Origin of the sequence: Mycoplasmopsis hyopharyngis, assembly GCF_045276885.1 — a bacterium.
Lineage (GTDB): Bacteria > Bacillota_I > Bacilli_A > Mycoplasmatales > Metamycoplasmataceae > Mycoplasmopsis > Mycoplasmopsis hyopharyngis.
The window spans coordinates 587,500-606,378 of record NZ_CP174164.1 but is presented as its reverse complement, the minus strand read 5'-3'; the positions used below and the strand labels follow the sequence as shown (position 1 = coordinate 606,378).

The following is an 18,879-nucleotide window of genomic DNA, read 5'->3' as shown; positions in this document are numbered from 1 at the left end:
TTAAAAAATAAGGAGTTATTATGAAACAGAAGAGAAAATTTATTTTACCAATCATTAGTAGTGTATCAATCATTGCTGCTTTTAGTACTATTGTATTAGCATCTGCAAAATGTGTTCCATCTGAAAAAAAGAAAAAAGAACCTAAAAACCCAGAAAACCCAGATAAACCAACAAATCCAATTAAAAATCCAGATGATGGAACTCCTATAGTTCAAATGTCTGACCAAGAATTTGAAAATTTAATTAATTCAACCACTAATCTTGAATCATTAGTAAAGATTAATTACCTTAATGAATTAATGGGACAAAATAAAACTGATATATTACCTACTTTATTTCAAGAAAAATATGCAAATAGTGTTAATTTAAGTGCTAATGAAACCCATAAAGGAAAAATTAAGGCAGATATAATTAATGTAAATCTTGATAGTGATCACACTGGACAATATCCTTCAAATAAAAAAGGTGAATTTGACTTATATGTTATTTTTACCAATAGATCAACTGGCAAAACCATTTCTAAATCTTTTAGAATGACTGGTTTTAAAACCAATCAAGGTATTCATCATAGTGGTTCAATTTATAGTGATCCAACCAAGGAACTAGCTTCGGATTTTCAACAATACAATTCTTGAAATCAAAAACAACGTTTTCAAGCAGATAATAACAAATATATGACCTTGTTAAAAAGACAAACTGAAGGCTGAGCAACTATTGAAAAAGTTAGACCCGAATTAAAAGGTATAACTGATGAACAAAGAAATAAATTTGATCAAGAAGCAGCTAAAGTAGGTTTCGATACATATGAAAATGCTGCTATTAAAGGTTTCACTTTACCAGTTTATAGCGCCGATGGTCAGGTTGAAGGTCTAAAACTAAGTGATAGATCAGAAATAGGTAAAGGTCCTTCATGGGTTGATGCTTTAGGTAGAGATATCAATAAAACTACTGGTTTAGCAAGAACTTTACCAAATGAAACTTATCGTGATATTGCTTTACAAACTTTCCAAATTAGTTTTATAAATAAACAAGATTATGAAAAAGAAATTTCTGATATGGAAAATAATAAAAAGATTATTGACCATTGAACAGATGAACAATTTAAAAAATATAAAGATGGCCAAGCTAATGAAAAACAAAAAGAATTAGATAAGATTGTTGAAAGATTAGAAGAAGAATTAAAAAATACTCATGATAGCATTAAAGAGGCTAAACAAAAAGAAATTGAAAAAATAAAAACAGAATATAAACAAAAAATAGACGAAATTAAAGCTTGAACAAAAGATCAATTAAAAGCAATTCAAGATAAATACATTGAAGAATATAAAGCAAGAATTGCTACCGGAAAAGAGTTTGTTTCTGAATCAGGTACGATGTGAATAATGGACTACATTAAAAATAATGATGGTACTATGAAATTTTATTTTGGAACTAATTCACACGTTGCCAGAGCACTAAAAAAAGATAAAACAAAATCATTTTCAATTTTAAGATTAAATCAAAATGTTGGTATTAAAACCACATTTAAATTAAGTGAATTAGATCCTAACTTCACCAGATTTAGTTTTAATAATGCTGAAGGTATTACAAAAATATTCGATGCTACAGATTTTATGACTGACAAACCTAGTGATTATTTAGCGGGAGAACAAAAAGAAAAATTTAAAGAAAATGAAGACTTTTTAGATTTTGCCGTTATTGAAATTGACTTTTCAAAATACAATAATACAAATATTAGTGCTACATCAGCTGGAAAGGATGTTTCTTCTCAATTTGTAAATGGCAAATCTCAACAAGAACTTATCAAAACCATCACTAATGACTATGAAAATTCAGACAAAAAAGTTAAATTTAGAAATAAATCATATTTAAATGATTTTGAAAAAATTAATAGACCATTAACCACTTCAACTGAAGAAGATAAAAAGAAATTTAGTGAGTTAGATCAACTTTACATTTTGGGTTATCCTATTTCTACTGATGACTTCTTTTTACAAAGATACATTGATGATGACCAATTAAAAGTTGTAAAGCAAAACTTTTCACTTTGAATAAATTCTGAATATAAATACTATAATCAATTAACTCCGAAAGAAGGACAACCTTCTACATATGCTGAAGATGAATTAAAACGTGGTAATTTCTTATCTTACCAAATTGGTTATCGTTCATTTATTGATAAACCAGGTATTACTGATGGTTTCTTAGCCAGTCATAGAGTTGGGAAAGAGCTTTATTATACAGAAGGAAAAAGATACTTAACCTATGGTCTTGAATATATGGCTAGATTTTATACTCCTGCTGGTGGTGCTTCAGGTTCTAGTGTTAGAAACCAAAATAATGAAATTGTTGGTGTAATTCACGCTGCCAACTTAATGGCTAAAACTAGTTTAATAGCTGCTTTAAGATCAGAAGGTTATGATTATAAAGGTTTATTTGGACAATACAATTTACCACAATACGATTTAATTTACGGTGGTGGTAAAAACCAAAAGAATTCATTTAGACAAGTTTTATTACAAAAATATGCTTTTGAAAAATCACAATTATTCCCTAATGGATTTGCTGATGATAAAATCCCAGAAGAGTTTAAATTTAAAAATCAATAGAAACATCTTATTTCGTTTTGAACGAGATGTTTTTATTTGTGTTAAAAATTAGAGCACTTTTTTCCATATTAGTCTATAAAATAACACAAAAAGGAAAAAAGTAAAATAATTAGACAAATTTGTTAAAAAACAATGATTAATATATTATAAAAGGGAAAAATTTAATTAAAAAACCATTTATTTTTAAAAAAAATTCTTAAAAACAACAAAAATTTATCAGTTTTTTTGCTTTATTTAACTAAATGGTGAGGAAAATAAGGAAAAAATGTAATTTACACTAAAAATAAGCATTTAATTTTAAATAGTATATATATATATATATATATATATATATACGCATAGAAAATTATGCGAAATATTTATGAGGTGAAAGTAATGAAATTATTTAAGAAAAGAAAAAATAAGGTTTTATTCTTATCAGTTTTAGTTGGTGCAGCAGCTTCTATTGGAATAGGAAGTTTTATTTACTCAACAACTGCTGACACAAATTACAGCAGAGATTTAGCTATAAATAAAACTACTGATTCTAAATTGATAAACAAAAACAACTTGGACTTAAACAATACAGAGAGTTCTACAAGAGATAATAATATTCGTGAAATTCCTAATACTCCAATAGTAGAACCCAAACCTAAACCAAAACCACCAGTTGTTATTGTTAATCCACCAGAAGAAAAACCAAAACCAAATCCAATTCCCAAAGTAGAACCAGATCCTATTCCTACTCCTATACCAACACCAGTACCTCCAAAAGAAGAACCCAAACCTCAACCACCTAAAACAACACCAGAACCTCCAGCTGTATCTCCAAAACCAACACCCGGTAGAATATGAACAAAAATATTTATCAATGGTGTTGAAGTTGAAGCAGAAATTACACCTCAACCTGAAAGAGAAACATTTGAATCTGATAAAGCAAATGGAATCACTAATCCTAATCCATATCAAAATATTATAGTTAATGAATTACATAGCATCAAAGTAACCGAAGAACTTAGAAAGAAAACTCTTGAAAAAGCATTAAAGAGTGGAGATAGTGTAGGTTTGTTTGACGACCATAGAATGAAACATGTAATTGATGAAATGGCAGATTTGAATAAAGCAGAGCAATTAGCATTAGGTACAGCGAACGATAGATATAATTGAGAAAATTTATTACACCGTTATAAAAGATTACTTGATTCACCTAATGTTGTTAATTTCTTAAAAGAGCCAGCTAAAAGTGAATTTCCTACAAAGAAATTTAATAGTGATACTCAAAGATATATTTGATTAATTGGAAACTTAGATCAAAGTAAATTTACAAAATTAGCTAAAGGTGCTGAAGATTATCTTGCTAAAGGCCTTACAATCGATCCTAGAAATTCATATATAAATGAAAATGGAGAAATTGATTCTAATTCATTTAGTCCACCTTCTGACTTTAATACAGTTACAAGTCGTTTAGCTAGAGATAATGCTAAGAGAAGGGTATTTGGATACAACAGTTATTATGGAAGAAACTCAGGAAGCATTTTAGAAGGAACATACGAAGGTTGAAACAAAACTGATATTACCAATAGTTCAGAGTTCCAAAAATATGGTGTTGGTAATGGTGATGGAATCAAAATTAGTAAATTGACTAGAACTGAACCTAAACAAGGTGAAAGAAATGAAGGAATAGTAGTGGAAATTGATGCTGCTAATCCAAATGGATACCAAAAAACTAAAAAGTTAATTGAAGAACTTAAAGCTAACAATGTTGAAATTACTTCATACCGTATTAAAAATATGGGTTCAACAGATGCCGGTCAACAATTTAAAGATATTTTGAAAGCATTGCCGGATAATTTACCTCAATTGGAATTATTCTTTTCCGCTAATGCTGCTAATACATCTTGTTTAATTGCTTTAAAAGACAAAAAAATTAAAGAATTGTCATTATACACATTAGGAAATTCATTATTAGAAGAATGATCTTACAACCCACTAGCATTTAAAAATGTCGAATGAATGAACACAGTGGATTACAATGTAAGTTTTGAATATCCTAAAAATGTTCCAATAGCAACTAGAATTACTTTCAACACATTAGCTTTTGATGCTGAAAATTATGAAACAGAAAATGACTTTACTCAAATTAATCTTGGTTTAAGAATGGTTTACTTCGTAAGAAATAATGAACCATTTTTCCAAGGTGGTTTAGGACCAGGATTAAAACCAGATCATAATGAAGGCGATAACAGTTATCCAACTGGACTTGATTTTAGTAGAGTACCTAAAATTAAATCATTAAGAGGTTTAGTATTTAATGACATTAATAAACCATCAAACAAACCACGTAAGATTAGAAATTTAAAATTATTTAATGATAAAGATTATTTTGAAATTTCAGGAGCAGAATTAAATTCTGCAGGATTTGAAAATATGACCATAGGAGAACCTGGTCCACCAAGAACTAAAATTACTTTTAGTAATGGTGCTAATACAACTAAGATCAGAATTACTTCTTCAGATCAATTATCAGGAAGCGCATTAACTAATTTGGGTCATTTCTTCCAATTAAATGACACTTTAAAATATTCAAAAACTATACAAGTTCCTGCTGGAGCTGTTGCTCTAAAATCACAATTGGAAAGTGCTGGTTACAAAGTAGAAACAGCCAATAATATTCAATATACCTAATTAGGTATAAACAAAAAAAGGAGAAAAATGAAAAAGGTTAAAAAAATATTGTTACCTATTTTAGGAACAAGTTCTATTATTTCTTCATTTTTAGCATTGACATTTGCTGCTTCTGCTAAATGTGTTCCACCTAAAAATATCACAGATCCAATTAAAAAAGATCCTATTAATGGTGAACCTGTAAAACCTGTTGTACCTATTGTTCCGATATCTGATGATGATTTCAAAAATCTTGTTAGTTCAACCCAAAATATTGAAACATTAGCAAAATTGGAATTTACTGGTGGATTATCGCATAAAAAAAGAAGTGAAATTCTACCTACTGAATTACATGAAAAGTTTTTAGATTCTTCTAGTTTAATTATCAACAAAGAACATGAAGGTAAAATATCTGCCACAATCATCAATGTTGTTTTAGAAAAAGATGAACAAACAGGAATGGAACCTTCAAATAAAAAAGGTGAATGTGAAATTACTGTTTTATTTGAAAATAGATCAACCAAAAAAACTGAATTAAAAACCTTTAAAGTTTCAGGTTTTAAAACTAATCAGGGTTCACATCACAGTGGAAAAATTTCTTATGATCCTACAGCTGGATTACAAAGTGATTGAGCATCATATATTAAAATGTCTCATGAAGATCGTTTTAAACAAGACAATTCTAAATATATGAGTCAATTAAAAAATTATTTAAAAGATAATGCTTCAATAGAAAAAGCTAGACCTGAATTAAAGGATGTTAGTGCTGAAAAAAGGGCTGAATTTGATGTTAAAGCCAAAGAATTAGGTTTTGATAGTTATGAAGATGCTGCTCTTAAAGGATTTACTTTACCAGTTTATGGCACTAATGGTCAAGTTGAAGGTCTTAAATTAAATGACCGTGCTGAAATGGGAAAAAGACCTTCATGAGTTGATTCAATGGGTGGTTTAGATGTGTTTAAAACCAATGGTTTAGCAAGAACCTTACCAAATGAAACTTATCGTGATGTTGCTGAACAAACTTTCCAAGTTCAATTCACTAATAAAGAAGACTTTTCAGAATATATTCAAATTGCAGAAAAGAATATTAAGATTATTGAAAAATGAGAAGAAAAAGATCTTCAAGAACATAGAGATAATTTAAAGAAAAAAGAAGATGAAAAGCTTAAATACAAACTTTGAGATTTACAAAGAGAATTAGAAAGTTCTCACGAATCTGTAAAAGAAGCGGTTCAAAAAAGAATTGAAGAAGCCAAAGCGGAAACCGAAAGAATTAAACAAGAAATTCAGAAAAAAGGAAAAGAAGATTTTATCAAGTATGAGCGCGATAACATCGAAGCTTATAGATTAAAAGCTGCTGAAGGAAAAACCTTTAATTCTGTTTCAGGAACAATGTGAATAATGGACTACATAGTTAAACCAGGTGGTGCAACTAAATTCTATTTTGGTACCAATTCACATGTTGCCAAAGCATTAAAAAATAACACTGATAAGTTCTCAATCTTAAGAATGAATCAAGGTGTTGGGGTTAAAAGTAAATTTAGATTAGCAGATTTAGATAATAACTTTACTAGATTTAATTTTAGTAATTCAAGTGCAGCAATTACCAAAGTATTTGATGCTTTAGATTATATGAATACTAAACCTTCAGATTTTCTAGCGGGTGAACAAAAAACTAAATATCAAGATACTGAAGAATTTATTGATTTTGCAGTAATAGAAATTGATTTTGAACAAGTAGATAGATCACAATTAAGTGTTATGTCAAATGGAAATGCTATAACATCTAAATATAGTGGAATGAGTGCTGAAGATTTAGCTAAAGCTATTACCAATAATTACGAAACTAGAACTGATAAACATATCAAGTTTAAAAGTAAATCATTTTTAAGTGATTATAATCAAATTGATAGACCATTAATTTTAGGTTCAAAAGAGGACCATGATAAAATCAAAGCAATTGATAGTTTGTACATTTTAGGTTATCCTTCTGCTGCTGAAGATTATTTCTTGAAACAATATATTGATGATGACCAACGTGCTGTGGCTAGAAATAACTTTTCATTATGAATAAATTCTGACTATCGTTATTATGAACAATTATCAGCACAAGAAGGAACACCTGCCGAATCAGAAGAAAAGAAAGAACAATTAGCAAGAGGAAACTTTTTATCATATCAAATTGGTTATCGTTCATTTACAAACAAACCAGGTGTTACTGATGGATTTTTAGCAGCACATAGAGCTGGTGAAAAACTTTATAGTTCTGCTGAAGGGAAAGAATATATTAATTTTGGTTTAGAATATTTGGCGAGATTTTATGCACCTGCAGGAGGTTCATCAGGTTCTAGTGTTAGAACTAAAAAGAATGAAGTAGTTGGAGTTGTTCATGTGTCAAATGACACTGCTAAAACTAGTCTAATTGCTGCTTTAAGATCAGAAGGTTATAACTACCAAGGGTTATTTGGTTCTTACAACTTACCACAATATGACTTAATTTATGGCGGTGGTAAAGAACAAAAGAATTCATATCGTCAAGAAATGGCTAAAAAATATAACGGTCAAAAATCAGCATTATTCCCAAGCGGATTTGATGAACAACATATTCCTGTTGAATTTAAATTTTCAAATTAATAAAAATGAATAAGATAAGTAAGAAAATTTGTTTTTATTCGACTTATCTTTTTTATTGTTTCAGATTCCAAGAAAGGAGATTATGCAACATAATTCTTCAATACTAGATTCTAATAAGATTTTTGATGACAATCAGACGCTGACTGATGAAAAGAAAAGAAATAGAATCACGATCATTTATAAAACTTTATTATTATCCTTCTTTTTTATATCATTTTTAACCCTATTAATTACAAGCAAACAATCTTTATTTGATAAAAAACATATAGGAAGTTTATATAACTTTTTAATGTTTGAAATTTTTAGATTTGAACAAATGAATTGAGTATTTATTTTTCGAATCTGTGTCTTAGGTTTTGTTTATTTCTATAGTTTATTTAAAGCATATTTATGTATTAACAAAACCAAAGAAAATATAAGGCTATATGCAATTTGGTTTTCACTATACTGAGCTATGAGCATTATTGCTTTTGTCTTATTTTTAAGTTTTTTTACAATCTTTTCAATTAAAGTCATTAATTTAATCTATTTATTAGTTCCACTTTGAGCACTTGATGTTTCATATATCCTATTTTTATTTTTCACCAAAAGAAAAGTTGAACCAATTGTTTATGGGAAAACATGACCTTTATATGTTGATATTGCTTCTAGAACTTTATTATTAATAATAACTATTAGTATTTTCTTAAAATGAGTTAATTCGGGTGGAGAATATCACACTATGTTATCATTTAATTCATTTTATACGTCCGTTTTAGATTTATTTAAAACAAAAAGCTTTGGTAATTTAATTGCTGTACTATTACTGTTTATAGCATTTGGAACCTTAATTTTAGGTACTAAAATATATGCTATTTGATCTATAGCAAATAAACAATACAATCTTGAATATTTCAAAGACAAAGTTTTCTTATATATGATATTTTTAGGTATAACTATTATTTGATTCTTTCAATTATTTGGAATAAAAATACCAGATCAAAACATTTTAAATGATGAGCACATAGTAAATTATTGATTTGTGCTATTCGGAATATTTAATTGTGGTATTTTTGCTTTATATGTAGTCTTTTTATATTTAAAACAATTTAAAACTAGAAGTAATTTAGTTAGAACATTGTATTTATCATTTTTCCAATGAATTATTTGAATATTATTTTTAATTTCTAATTTTGTTAATGAAGAACCAAAAGTTAATATCATCAATTTATTCTTTACCACAATCGTTGCTTTATTGATGTTTTATTTCTATTTTAAGAAAACCAAAACATACAATTTTATAACCTCATTATTTTTATTAATTAACATTGTATTAATTATTTCTGTTATTTTACTATTTGGCTTTAATCAAGTATTATTATCTGAAGATAACAAAATATTTTATGTCATAAATTCAAAATTATCATTAATGCAATTGATGACAATAGTAATCATTTCCTTTATAACAATATTTGTTAGCTATTCACTAGTTTCAATATTTTTAGTAATGAGAAGAATTTCAACAATTAACAATAGTCCTGAATTAAGAGAGGAAAAAAATGAAAACAAAAACAAACAAGAAGCAAATTAGAAATGAATTTAGCTTTTTCTCAATGTATCAAGAAGCAGTTAATTCAAACATTTTTGTAGATTATGAAAAATTAGTTGCTTCTTCATTGTTAGAAAGTAATTTAGGTTTTGAATCACCAGAATTTAAAGAATTTGAAAGTTTATGAAAAGAAGCATTTGAGAAAAAATTTGACATTATTCTAAAGTATTTTATTATTCATTTTAACGTAAATTTAAAGTTCAGTTCAGATGCATTAGTACCAACAATTGTTTCTGTTGAATCTGCTAACAATGAAGCGATAATTTTAAAAGAATCAAAAAATCCAGGTTTAAACTTATTTTTAGCTAACTACAACAATTTGATTTTTAGTTTGCTTAAAGCAAATATTTATGTTGAAGTTTTTCCAAAAGTGATAATTTATGTTTCTCCAAATACCAATACACTAAAGATCTTATTCGATCAAAAACATGTTTTGTATAGAGGTGATTAATGGATCTCAAAAAAGTTGAAACTAAATTAGAAAATCTTAAAAAAATTGAATCAAAAGTTAATAGTGATAAAAATATTCTCTTAATTGAGATTATGAAACAAAACAAGAAGCTAAATTTCTTTATTGAAAATGCTTTAAGAAATCAAAATTTAATCTTTTCTTTAAAAAGCAAATACGATGTCAAAAATGCATTAATTCTTAGAGAAACAAGCATTTTTAGAAAATGAAAAAGACTTTCAAAAATATTTTGAAAACCTAAAGAATTATGAATTTATTTAACAGAGGAACAAAAATATGCGACCGATTCATATTCTCGTTATGAAAGAAATATTTTGGAAAAAATTAAAAAAACTAATGCTGACTTTATAGTTATTGGTGAAAGAGCAAAACAATTTTGTCAAAACAATAATTTAAACATTTTAAAAGAAGTAACTCCAGAAGAAAAAAATAACAAATTGTCTTGAAAACTTTCAGAATTGATCAAAATTTTATACATTGAAGACAATTATCAAGCAGTTCACTTTGTTATTAATTCAAACAAAAATAACAGTGGTAATTTTACTGTTTTACCTATTTCTGATTTTGATATTCATAGATTAGCAGGTAAAGAAAAAGTTGTTGAAAAATTACCTATTGAAAAATACAAAATATTTCCTGACATCGAAAAATTTATAGAAAACCAAATTAACATTTTCTTACAAAATTCCATTGAATCTTTATTAGTTGAATCATCATTTTATACTGCCAAAGTAGGTTTGGTTTCAACTAATAAAATAATTAATGAACTGGATGAAGAAATTAATAAATTAAATAAAAAAGCACTAAGAATTCGTAGAGAAATTGAAATTGAAGAAATTGTTTTATTAACCAAAAACAATGAAGAGGTTCTTAAAAGAGGGGGAAATTAATGTCAAAAGGTTTTACAATTAAAATTAATTTTCTTCTTGATAAACAAATATCAATTAAAAATGCTTTATTATATGCTAACTTTAGTGATGCGGATGAAGATTGGGTATTCATTGATAAAAAAACCATTATTTCTTATGATGTTTTAGTTTTTAGAATCAAAGATATAGAAACTAATACATTTAGATACTTTTTTGGAGAAAACGTTAATGCTTCAGTAGAAGACAATGAAATTACTATTGATACAATTTCTAAAAAAGTTTTTTATAAACAAATTAAAGTTAAAAATCCATATCTAAAACAACTTAAAGAAATTAATAAGAAGATTTCATCATTAGAAGCAGCTCAATTACTAGGAATTACCTTTGATAGATTTTTAGAATTAAAAGAACTTAAACGTGAAAAATACTTTTTATATATGAAAAACTTATTAAGATTAAGAGAGGAAGAATAATTATGAAAAAGCTTAAAAAATTTCTTTTTTTAGGTTCTAGTATTGCAACTATAAGTGTTTCTTCTATCATCTTTTCTAGCGCTAAAGTTCATCAAAAAGCTGATGATCCTCAACCTCCTAATAATTCTGGTGACAAACCAAAACCAAAAACCATTAGTCCTTTGTTTGATTCTTTCAAAGATAAAGCAAAAACAATGGTTGAAACTGCTATAAAAACTTCAATTGAAAAAGTAATTGCTTTCATTAAGGAAGAATTACAAAAAATAGAAAAAATTGAAGATAAACCTGAAAATTATTTAAAGAAACTCGAAAGAAAAATTTATTTTGATGTTTTACAAAATTATTTTGAAAAAAATAAAGATAAGGTAATTAAAGAATTTGCTACATATGGTTTTCCAGTTACCTTCCCTTATATTCTTTCACAAGAAAAAAAATATAAGTTAGCAACTGTAAAATTTAATGATAAAGTCTTTTCAGATGTTAAAATTGGAAATTCTGTTGATTTAGATTATTCTAAATTTATGAAAACAGAAAGAGGAGATAAAGTTAGTCAAGAAGGAACTGAAGATAACTTTATTTCTAATGAAGATTTTACAAAGATTATTAATAAATATCAAGCAGATTTAGAAAAACAAATTATTGACATTGTTTTTGATGAAGCAGAATTACCTAAGTTAGGAAAAGATATCTTTTTAAAACAAGATCAATTTTCACAAGGTGGTAATTCAGTTAATGGTTATTCAGTAACCTTACCAAAAGGTGTAAGTTCTTGAGAAGAATATTTAAAAAGCAAAATTGAACCAAGATTTATTGAATTCGATTTAAAACAAAATGAGGAATCAAAAATTGAAGAAGAAACTCAACAAAAGCCTCAAACTTTGCCACCTACATTACCTAAACCACCACTTGTACCAAATAAAGATCCAATTAATCCTATTACAGTTGATCCAAAGGTAATTCCAGAATCATTGCTTTCTTTAATACCTATTACCTCATATAAATATGTTAATCATTCTTTTACTAGCATAAAATCTTCTTTTGATTCTTTACCAAAAGAAGAAAGAGAAAAGATGTTCTTTTTCAAAAACCCTATTAATACTCGTTTCAAATATACAGTTGATAATTTAGAGTTTTCATCAGGAACATTGAGTGCTACTGTTAGAATTACTGACTTATCAAAACCTTCTTTATCAAGAAAATACTTTGCAAAAATTGAAAAAGAAGATGATGAACAGGCAGTTAAAAGAAATTTATTGCTAGAAAAACAAATTGAAGCAATTAGAAAAAAATTTATTAAATTCTATGAAGCAATGGGATTGGATGAAAAAATTACTTATTCACAATTAGGTAATGATGAATTGCAACTTTCACTTTTTGGAATGGTTAATTTAGCTACTAGTGTTGCTAGAGACAAAGATTTCGAAGAAAAATGAGAAAAAATTCTTAAAAAATATTCTTACAGTATTGAAAGTGATTCGTTAGAAGACCATCCACAATTTGATTCACCTAACTTTTTAATTATTGAACAACTTTTACAAGCATTAACTGGTTCAACAATTAATGGAGCAAATTATTGAAACTCAATAATTAATGCATATCAAGTTGTTGAAAGTGAATTAAGAGGAATTGCTGCTTATAAAACTAATAAAGAAGCAGTACAAAAAAACTTTAAAACACATGATTTAGATACCATTGTAGTTGATAGACTTTTTGAAAGTTTAAATCTAAGTATTTTACGTTTAAAATCAGTATCAAGAGAATGAACTAAAACATATAACTTTTCAAATTGATTTGACAAATATGTTTCACACATTAAAGAAGTAAGCAATCATTTTGAATTATTAAGATATTTAATAGAACCAAAGGAAAAACCAGAAGGTTCAAAAGAAGCAAAGCTTTTAATTGAAAAATATAATGAAGCTATTAATGTTATTTCTGAATACAAAGAAAGTAAAAGAACAGCACAACAAGTTTTAGGATGAATATTCTTTTCACTAGGACTTATAGCAAACATTATTAATACCTTGTTATTTTTCTTAAAATACAAGAAAAACCAAAACAAAAATAACAAAATAATCTTTATCACAACCACCGTGATTTCATCAATTGTAACAATTATGGGATTAATTTTAGCGTTGATTGGAATGAAAGGAATCATATAGTATGAATACAATTAAGAATACAGTAACTAGAACATTAATAACAAAAATGCCTAAAATTGTTGCCATTTTTGACTATATTGTTGAAGTTGCTGGTGAATTTGAATATAAACAACAACAAGTTTTTACTTCTAAAAAAGACTCAAATGTAAAATTACTTTTGATAAGCGCTAGTCAAAATGGAGCATTCTTACTTTCAAATGAAGCAGGTAAGAAAATGTCTATTGGAGATGAAATAATAGTTTCTAACGAAACTAATGAAGTATTTACTAATGCTCATCATTTAGGAAAAGTTATAGATGTTTATGGTAATGCAATTTTGCCTACCAAAATGGTTATTGAAAAAACTCCTTCTTCTGTTTCTTCACCAATGTTTAAATTAGCACATGATTTAATGAGTGTTAAAACATTAAATGAACAGCTTTATACTGGTATTACTTGTGTTGATTTATTAATACCAATTGGTAAAGGTCAAAGAGAATTAATTATTGGCGACCGTCAAACTGGTAAAACCCACATTGCTTTAAACACTATTATTAACCAAACTAAAAAAGGTACTAAATGTGTTTATGTGGCAATTGGACAAAAGAGAGAAAACATTTCTAAAATTTACAATACTTTAAAACATTATGGGGCTTTAGAAAACACTATTATTATTGATGCTCCTGCTACTAGTGCTTATGAACAATATTTAGCACCTTATGTAGGAATGACACACGCAGAAAACATTTCTGCTGAATATGATGTTTTGGTAGTATTTGATGATTTAACTAAACACGCAAACATTTTTAGAGAAATTGCTTTATTAAGTAATAAGCCTGTTGGTAAAGAAGCAATGCCAGGAGATATGTTCTTTGCTCACTCACAATTATTAGAACGTGCTGGTTCATTTATCAATAAAAAAACTATTACTGCTTTGCCTATTATTCAAACTGTTGATAACGATATTACTAGTTTAATTGCTTCTAACGTAATTTCTATTACTGATGGTCAAATAGTAACTAGTTCAAAACTATTTTCACAAGGTATTTTACCTGCTATTAATATTGATTTATCAGTATCTAGAACTGGTTCAAGCGTTCAAAATAGAACCATTACTAAAATCGCAGCAGAAATTGGAAAAACTTATAGAAAATACAAAAGACACTTGAAATTATCAATGTTAGACTATGAGTTAAACAAAGAAATTACCAATTTAATGTATAAAGGTAAAATGATTGACAAGTTATTTTCACAAAGAGGTTTTTCATTATATTCATATGATTTTGTGTTAATGATGTCTAAATTAATTAGTTGATCATTATTAAAAGGAATCAAAGATGAACAAAAAGCACTAATGTTCATTGACGAATTTATTACTAATTGTCCAGAAGGTAAAAAACAATTTGAAGTAATTAAAAATAGTGTAAATTATGATGACAATTTAATGAGAAATTATTTTGCATTTGCTTTAAAACAATATTCAATTTACGCTAATTTACATTGAGAAGTTGAAACAGATTATGACTTTTTAGGATTCCCAATTGAATTTTTAGATAATACAGCAAGAAAGTTAGGAGATAAATAATGAACGGTAAAATTACAAATATATTAAGTGATATTATTGAAGTCAAATTTGAAAAAAATGAACTTCCACTTATTAATCAACTTTTAACCACTCATGAAGGAAAAACTTTTTTACTTGTAAAAAATATCATCAATGAAACTACAATAAGAGCCGTAATTATTTATACTTCTCAACAAATTGCTTTAAGTGATCCGATTGTTAATACTAAAAAAAGTTTTATGGTTCCAGTTGGACATGGTTCAAAAAACAATATTTACAACTTTTGAGGTCAATCACTAAACAATACTTCAAGCAAACCAGTTTATATTGAAATGAATTCAATCATTAATACCGAAAGACAACTTAATAGTAGTGTTGAATTAATTGAAACTGGAATTAAAGCTATTGACTTTTTTATCCCTATTGTTAAAGGATTAAAATTAGGAATTTTTGGTGGAGCCGGTGTTGGTAAAACAGTTTTGATGAAGGAAATTATTTTTAACATCAATAGTAAATACAAAAAAACTTCTAATATCTTCATTGGTTCAGGGGAACGTTCAAGAGAAGCTATCGAACTTTACAACGAATTAAAACAATCTAATTTGATGGCTAATTCAACTATGTATATTTCAAAAATGAACGAATCTGCTGGTGCAAGAATGTCAATTGTTCCTATTGGAATAACTGCTGCTGAATATTTAAGAGACTACGAAAAAGAAGACGTTTTATTATTTGTTGATAATATTTACCGTTTTGTTCAAGCGGAAAATGAAGTTAGTGCTTCTTTAGGTAAAAAACCTTCTGTTGGTGGTTACCAATCAACATTAGAAAGTGATGTTGCTAATGTTGAAGATAGATTATTTAAAAACGCTAATGGTTCAATTACTTCATTTCAAACAGTATTTTTACCAATGGATGATTTAAGTGACCCATCTGCAGTTGCTGTCTTTAATCACCTTGATGGTAATTTAGTTCTTTCGCGTGAACAAACTGCTAAAAATATTTTCCCAGCATTTGATCCTCTAGCTAGTTCATCAAACTCAGTTGATGAAAATGTTATTGGTAAAAAACACTTTAATGCAATTATTGATGCTAGAAAAATCTTGAAAGCATATAAAGATTTAGAAGATGTTATTCTTATTCTTGGTTTTGATGAACTTGATGAAGAAAGCAAAATCATTGTTAAAAAAGCATTACAACTTGAAAACTTCTTTACCCAAAACTTCTTTATGACTGAACACTTTACTAAAAACCCTGGTCAGTATGTTCCTTTAAATGAAACTGTTGAAAGTGTTGTTAGAATTATTGAAGGAAAATATATTAAACAAAGTCCTGAAATCTTTTCATATGTAGGTTCAGCATTACAAATTCCAACTGATGAAGAATTAGGTTTATAAAAAAATCAAGGAAGCGCCCTTGGTTTTTTTATTATTCAACTATTTTATAGGTCAATAAGTCCATCATTAAAGTAATCAAAAAGTGTTTTAATTTTGGTTATATATTTATTTTTATGCGCTATTAATTCTTCAAAACTATTATGCTCACTTTGATTAGTTTTATCATTAAGTTCTTTTATTTCACTTGCACCTAAAAAATAAAAATCCCAATTGTCTTCATAACATATTAAAAATGAATATTCTAAATTTTTGACTAGACCTTCAATTTGTTTCTTTTTATTATTCTTATTACTTTCAATATACTTTTTATAACTTTCTAATAGTTTTTTAGTTTTTTTAGGGTCATAATCATTTCTAAGACTTTTTACTTCTATATAAACTATATGAATATTTTTATCAGTTTCAATTTTGAAAATAAAATCAGGAAAAGAATTTTTAATTTCAAAATCAGCATTAAAATACTGTAATTTTAATCCATGAAATACAGGATTTTTAGAATACACTTTTATGTTTTTGTTATCGCTAAGGAATTGTTTGATAGAACAAATGAAATTAAATTCTGCTTTTGAATCAAATCAATGAACTTCATTTTTAGGATTTTTGTAAGCATAATTTCTACATTCATCTAGTTCTAAAACATTATTTGTCTTTTTATGAAGTAAGATTTCATTTAATTCAGGTAATTTAACATTTTTATGTATTTCATACACTTCTTCATTTTCAATACTTTTTTGCATACAATCAGCATAAATTTGTTTGAATTGATCAAAGTAGTTTTTAATTAAAATGTATCAATACATATTAATGCTTATCTCATTATTAATATCATTAGCAAAAGTTTGCTCATAAAAAGAATTTATTGCTTCTTCAACACCATTAATTAATAGCAATTTATTTGCTTGTTTTATTTTTTCTATGAATAGCTCTAATTCTAATGAGTTAGAAATTCATGTATACACTCTTATTTTATTTTCTATTTTTTTATCTGCTTCTTCACCAATTAATTTTTGTTTATTTTTTTCTTTATATTCTTTGAATATATTTATTATTTGATTTTTATCTAAGCTTTCTAAAATTCTGTCGATATATTTTTCTTTGTTTAATAATTTTTTAACTGCTATTTCATTTATTGTTCCACTAGGAAATTGTTCATTTTTAAATTCATCTTTTAATACCAAAGTTTGTCTAAATGTGTCCTCAGAAATAATATTAGAATAAACATAATAATTGTCGCTTATAGAGTCTCAAGATATTAAGTTTTTTGGATATGAAGGATTTGGAAATCTTTTAATTCTACCTAATGTTTGAATTGTTAAGCTTTTTGATGAAACATTTCTTAGTTGTACTAACATACAAGCTCTAGGAATATTTCAACCAGTAGCTGGTCCTATTTTAAAAAGAATAACATCACAATTAGCATCATTTTTAGATATTTCTTTTAAAGATATTTTGTTATTACCTTCATTATTTATTAAAGAAGAAGAATCTATTTTTTCATTTGAAAAATATTTGACTCAATTAAAACTATGTTTGTTTAGTGTTTGTATTATTTGTTCTATATGATTTTCAAAATTTTCATATTCTATTGGATTTTTATTTTTATCCGGAGCATTATCAACTTGGATAAGCATTGCAGGTCTAATATTTTTTAATTCTTCATCATTATTTTTGTATTCTTTTTGTATTTCTTTAAATGTTTGACAAGCCTTTTCCAAAAGAATAAGATCATCTATTTCTTCTTCTTCTTTAGAATTTGCAATACCTTTATTATAAATGTGCTTATTTTTTAATAATTTAGTTGAATCATTTGCTAATTCTTCTTCACTTATAAAGATTAATTTATTTTTTCCCTTTGGAGTTGCTGTCATTTTTATAATAAAATGTGCAGCTTTTTGTATTTGGTATTCAAATCTACTTTCATTTTTTAATGAATTAATTTTTTGATTATTTTCTTGATAATCTTGAAACTTAATACTTTTTTCAACATTACCACCATGATGTGCTTCATCTCGAATATATATCAGTTTATAATTTTGATTTTTGACTTGATCTAAAAACCCTTCAAATAGTCCTTGTTCTGTGAAAATTCTTCCCTTACCAAAAGATGATTGACCTAATATAATTACTTTATTTTCTTTAGGATCTAAATTATAAGTCGTATCTTTATTTTTTATTTGTTTTACAGAAGGAGATTCTTTTCTTTCGATTGAAAATAAACCGTTTATTTGCGTTTTATATTCAATTAAATTTTGTTCCATTTGTATAGGTAAATCAGCAGATGATAATGTTGCTATTATAAAAACTAATTTATCATTTTTAGATGAATTATTTTCTTGAATAATTCTATTTATTGTATTTGCAATTATAAATGTTTTACCACTTCCAGTAGGGGCTTGAAAATCAATAATTGTTTTTTTATTTTGATGATCAGATTGTACATATTCATTAACTAATTCTTCAACCGCTCTTTTTTGTGTTTGTGTTAATTCCAT

The 18,879-nt window shown here is 26.6% G+C and carries 11 protein-coding genes; 10 read left to right on the top strand and 1 reads right to left on the bottom strand.

What is annotated here, in order from left to right; all coding sequences use genetic code 4:
* The first annotated feature begins 20 nt into the window (after positions 1-20).
* From mip (ACJA25_RS02450) to ACJA25_RS02405, 10 genes are all read left to right on the top strand, one after another.
* Positions 21-2,609, top strand: coding sequence for an Ig-specific serine endopeptidase MIP (gene mip / locus ACJA25_RS02450; protein WP_406615031.1), 2,589 nt, complete (start codon positions 21-23; stop codon positions 2,607-2,609).
* 375 nt (positions 2,610-2,984) lie between these two features.
* A complete protein-coding gene (locus tag ACJA25_RS02445) occupies positions 2,985-5,273 on the top strand; it encodes a putative immunoglobulin-blocking virulence protein (protein WP_406615029.1) in 2,289 nt (762 codons plus the stop codon).
* Positions 5,274-5,300: 27 nt separating this feature from the next.
* On the top strand, positions 5,301-7,886 hold the full coding sequence (gene mip / locus ACJA25_RS02440) for an Ig-specific serine endopeptidase MIP (RefSeq protein ID WP_406615027.1): 2,586 nt from the start codon (positions 5,301-5,303) through the stop codon (positions 7,884-7,886).
* Between the two features lie 82 nt (positions 7,887-7,968).
* The gene (locus tag ACJA25_RS02435) at positions 7,969-9,456 is read left to right on the top strand and encodes an MSC_0624 family F1-like ATPase-associated membrane protein (RefSeq protein ID WP_406615025.1); all 1,488 of its coding nucleotides are present in this window, start codon (positions 7,969-7,971) and stop codon (positions 9,454-9,456) included.
* Positions 9,425-9,925 (top strand): DUF2714 domain-containing protein, encoded by a 501-nt coding sequence (locus ACJA25_RS02430; RefSeq protein WP_406615023.1) that lies wholly within the window; start codon positions 9,425-9,427, stop codon positions 9,923-9,925. The genes ACJA25_RS02435 and ACJA25_RS02430 overlap by 32 nt, the downstream gene beginning before the upstream one ends.
* Entirely contained in the window at positions 9,925-10,833 is a 909-nt protein-coding gene (locus ACJA25_RS02425; protein ID WP_406615021.1) for an MSC_0622 family F1-like ATPase gamma subunit, read from the top strand. Before ACJA25_RS02430 ends, ACJA25_RS02425 begins: the two co-directional genes overlap by 1 nt.
* Positions 10,833-11,285 (top strand): MSC_0621 family F1-like ATPase epsilon subunit, encoded by a 453-nt coding sequence (locus ACJA25_RS02420; protein ID WP_406615019.1) that lies wholly within the window; start codon positions 10,833-10,835, stop codon positions 11,283-11,285. Before ACJA25_RS02425 ends, ACJA25_RS02420 begins: the two co-directional genes overlap by 1 nt.
* Before the next feature lie 2 nt (positions 11,286-11,287).
* On the top strand, positions 11,288-13,447 hold the full coding sequence (locus tag ACJA25_RS02415; protein ID WP_406615017.1) for an MSC_0620 family F1-like ATPase-associated subunit: 2,160 nt from the start codon (positions 11,288-11,290) through the stop codon (positions 13,445-13,447).
* 1 nt (position 13,448) lies between these two features.
* Entirely contained in the window at positions 13,449-15,011 is a 1,563-nt protein-coding gene (locus ACJA25_RS02410) for an MSC_0619 family F1-like ATPase alpha subunit (RefSeq protein WP_406615015.1), read from the top strand.
* A complete protein-coding gene (locus ACJA25_RS02405; RefSeq protein ID WP_406615013.1) occupies positions 15,011-16,387 on the top strand; it encodes an MSC_0618 family F1-like ATPase beta subunit in 1,377 nt (458 codons plus the stop codon). Before ACJA25_RS02410 ends, ACJA25_RS02405 begins: the two co-directional genes overlap by 1 nt.
* A 44-nt stretch (positions 16,388-16,431) precedes the next feature.
* On the opposite strand, the gene ACJA25_RS02400 is transcribed toward ACJA25_RS02405, so the two are convergent.
* Entirely contained in the window at positions 16,432-18,879 is a 2,448-nt protein-coding gene (locus tag ACJA25_RS02400) for a DEAD/DEAH box helicase family protein (RefSeq protein ID WP_406615011.1), read from the bottom strand.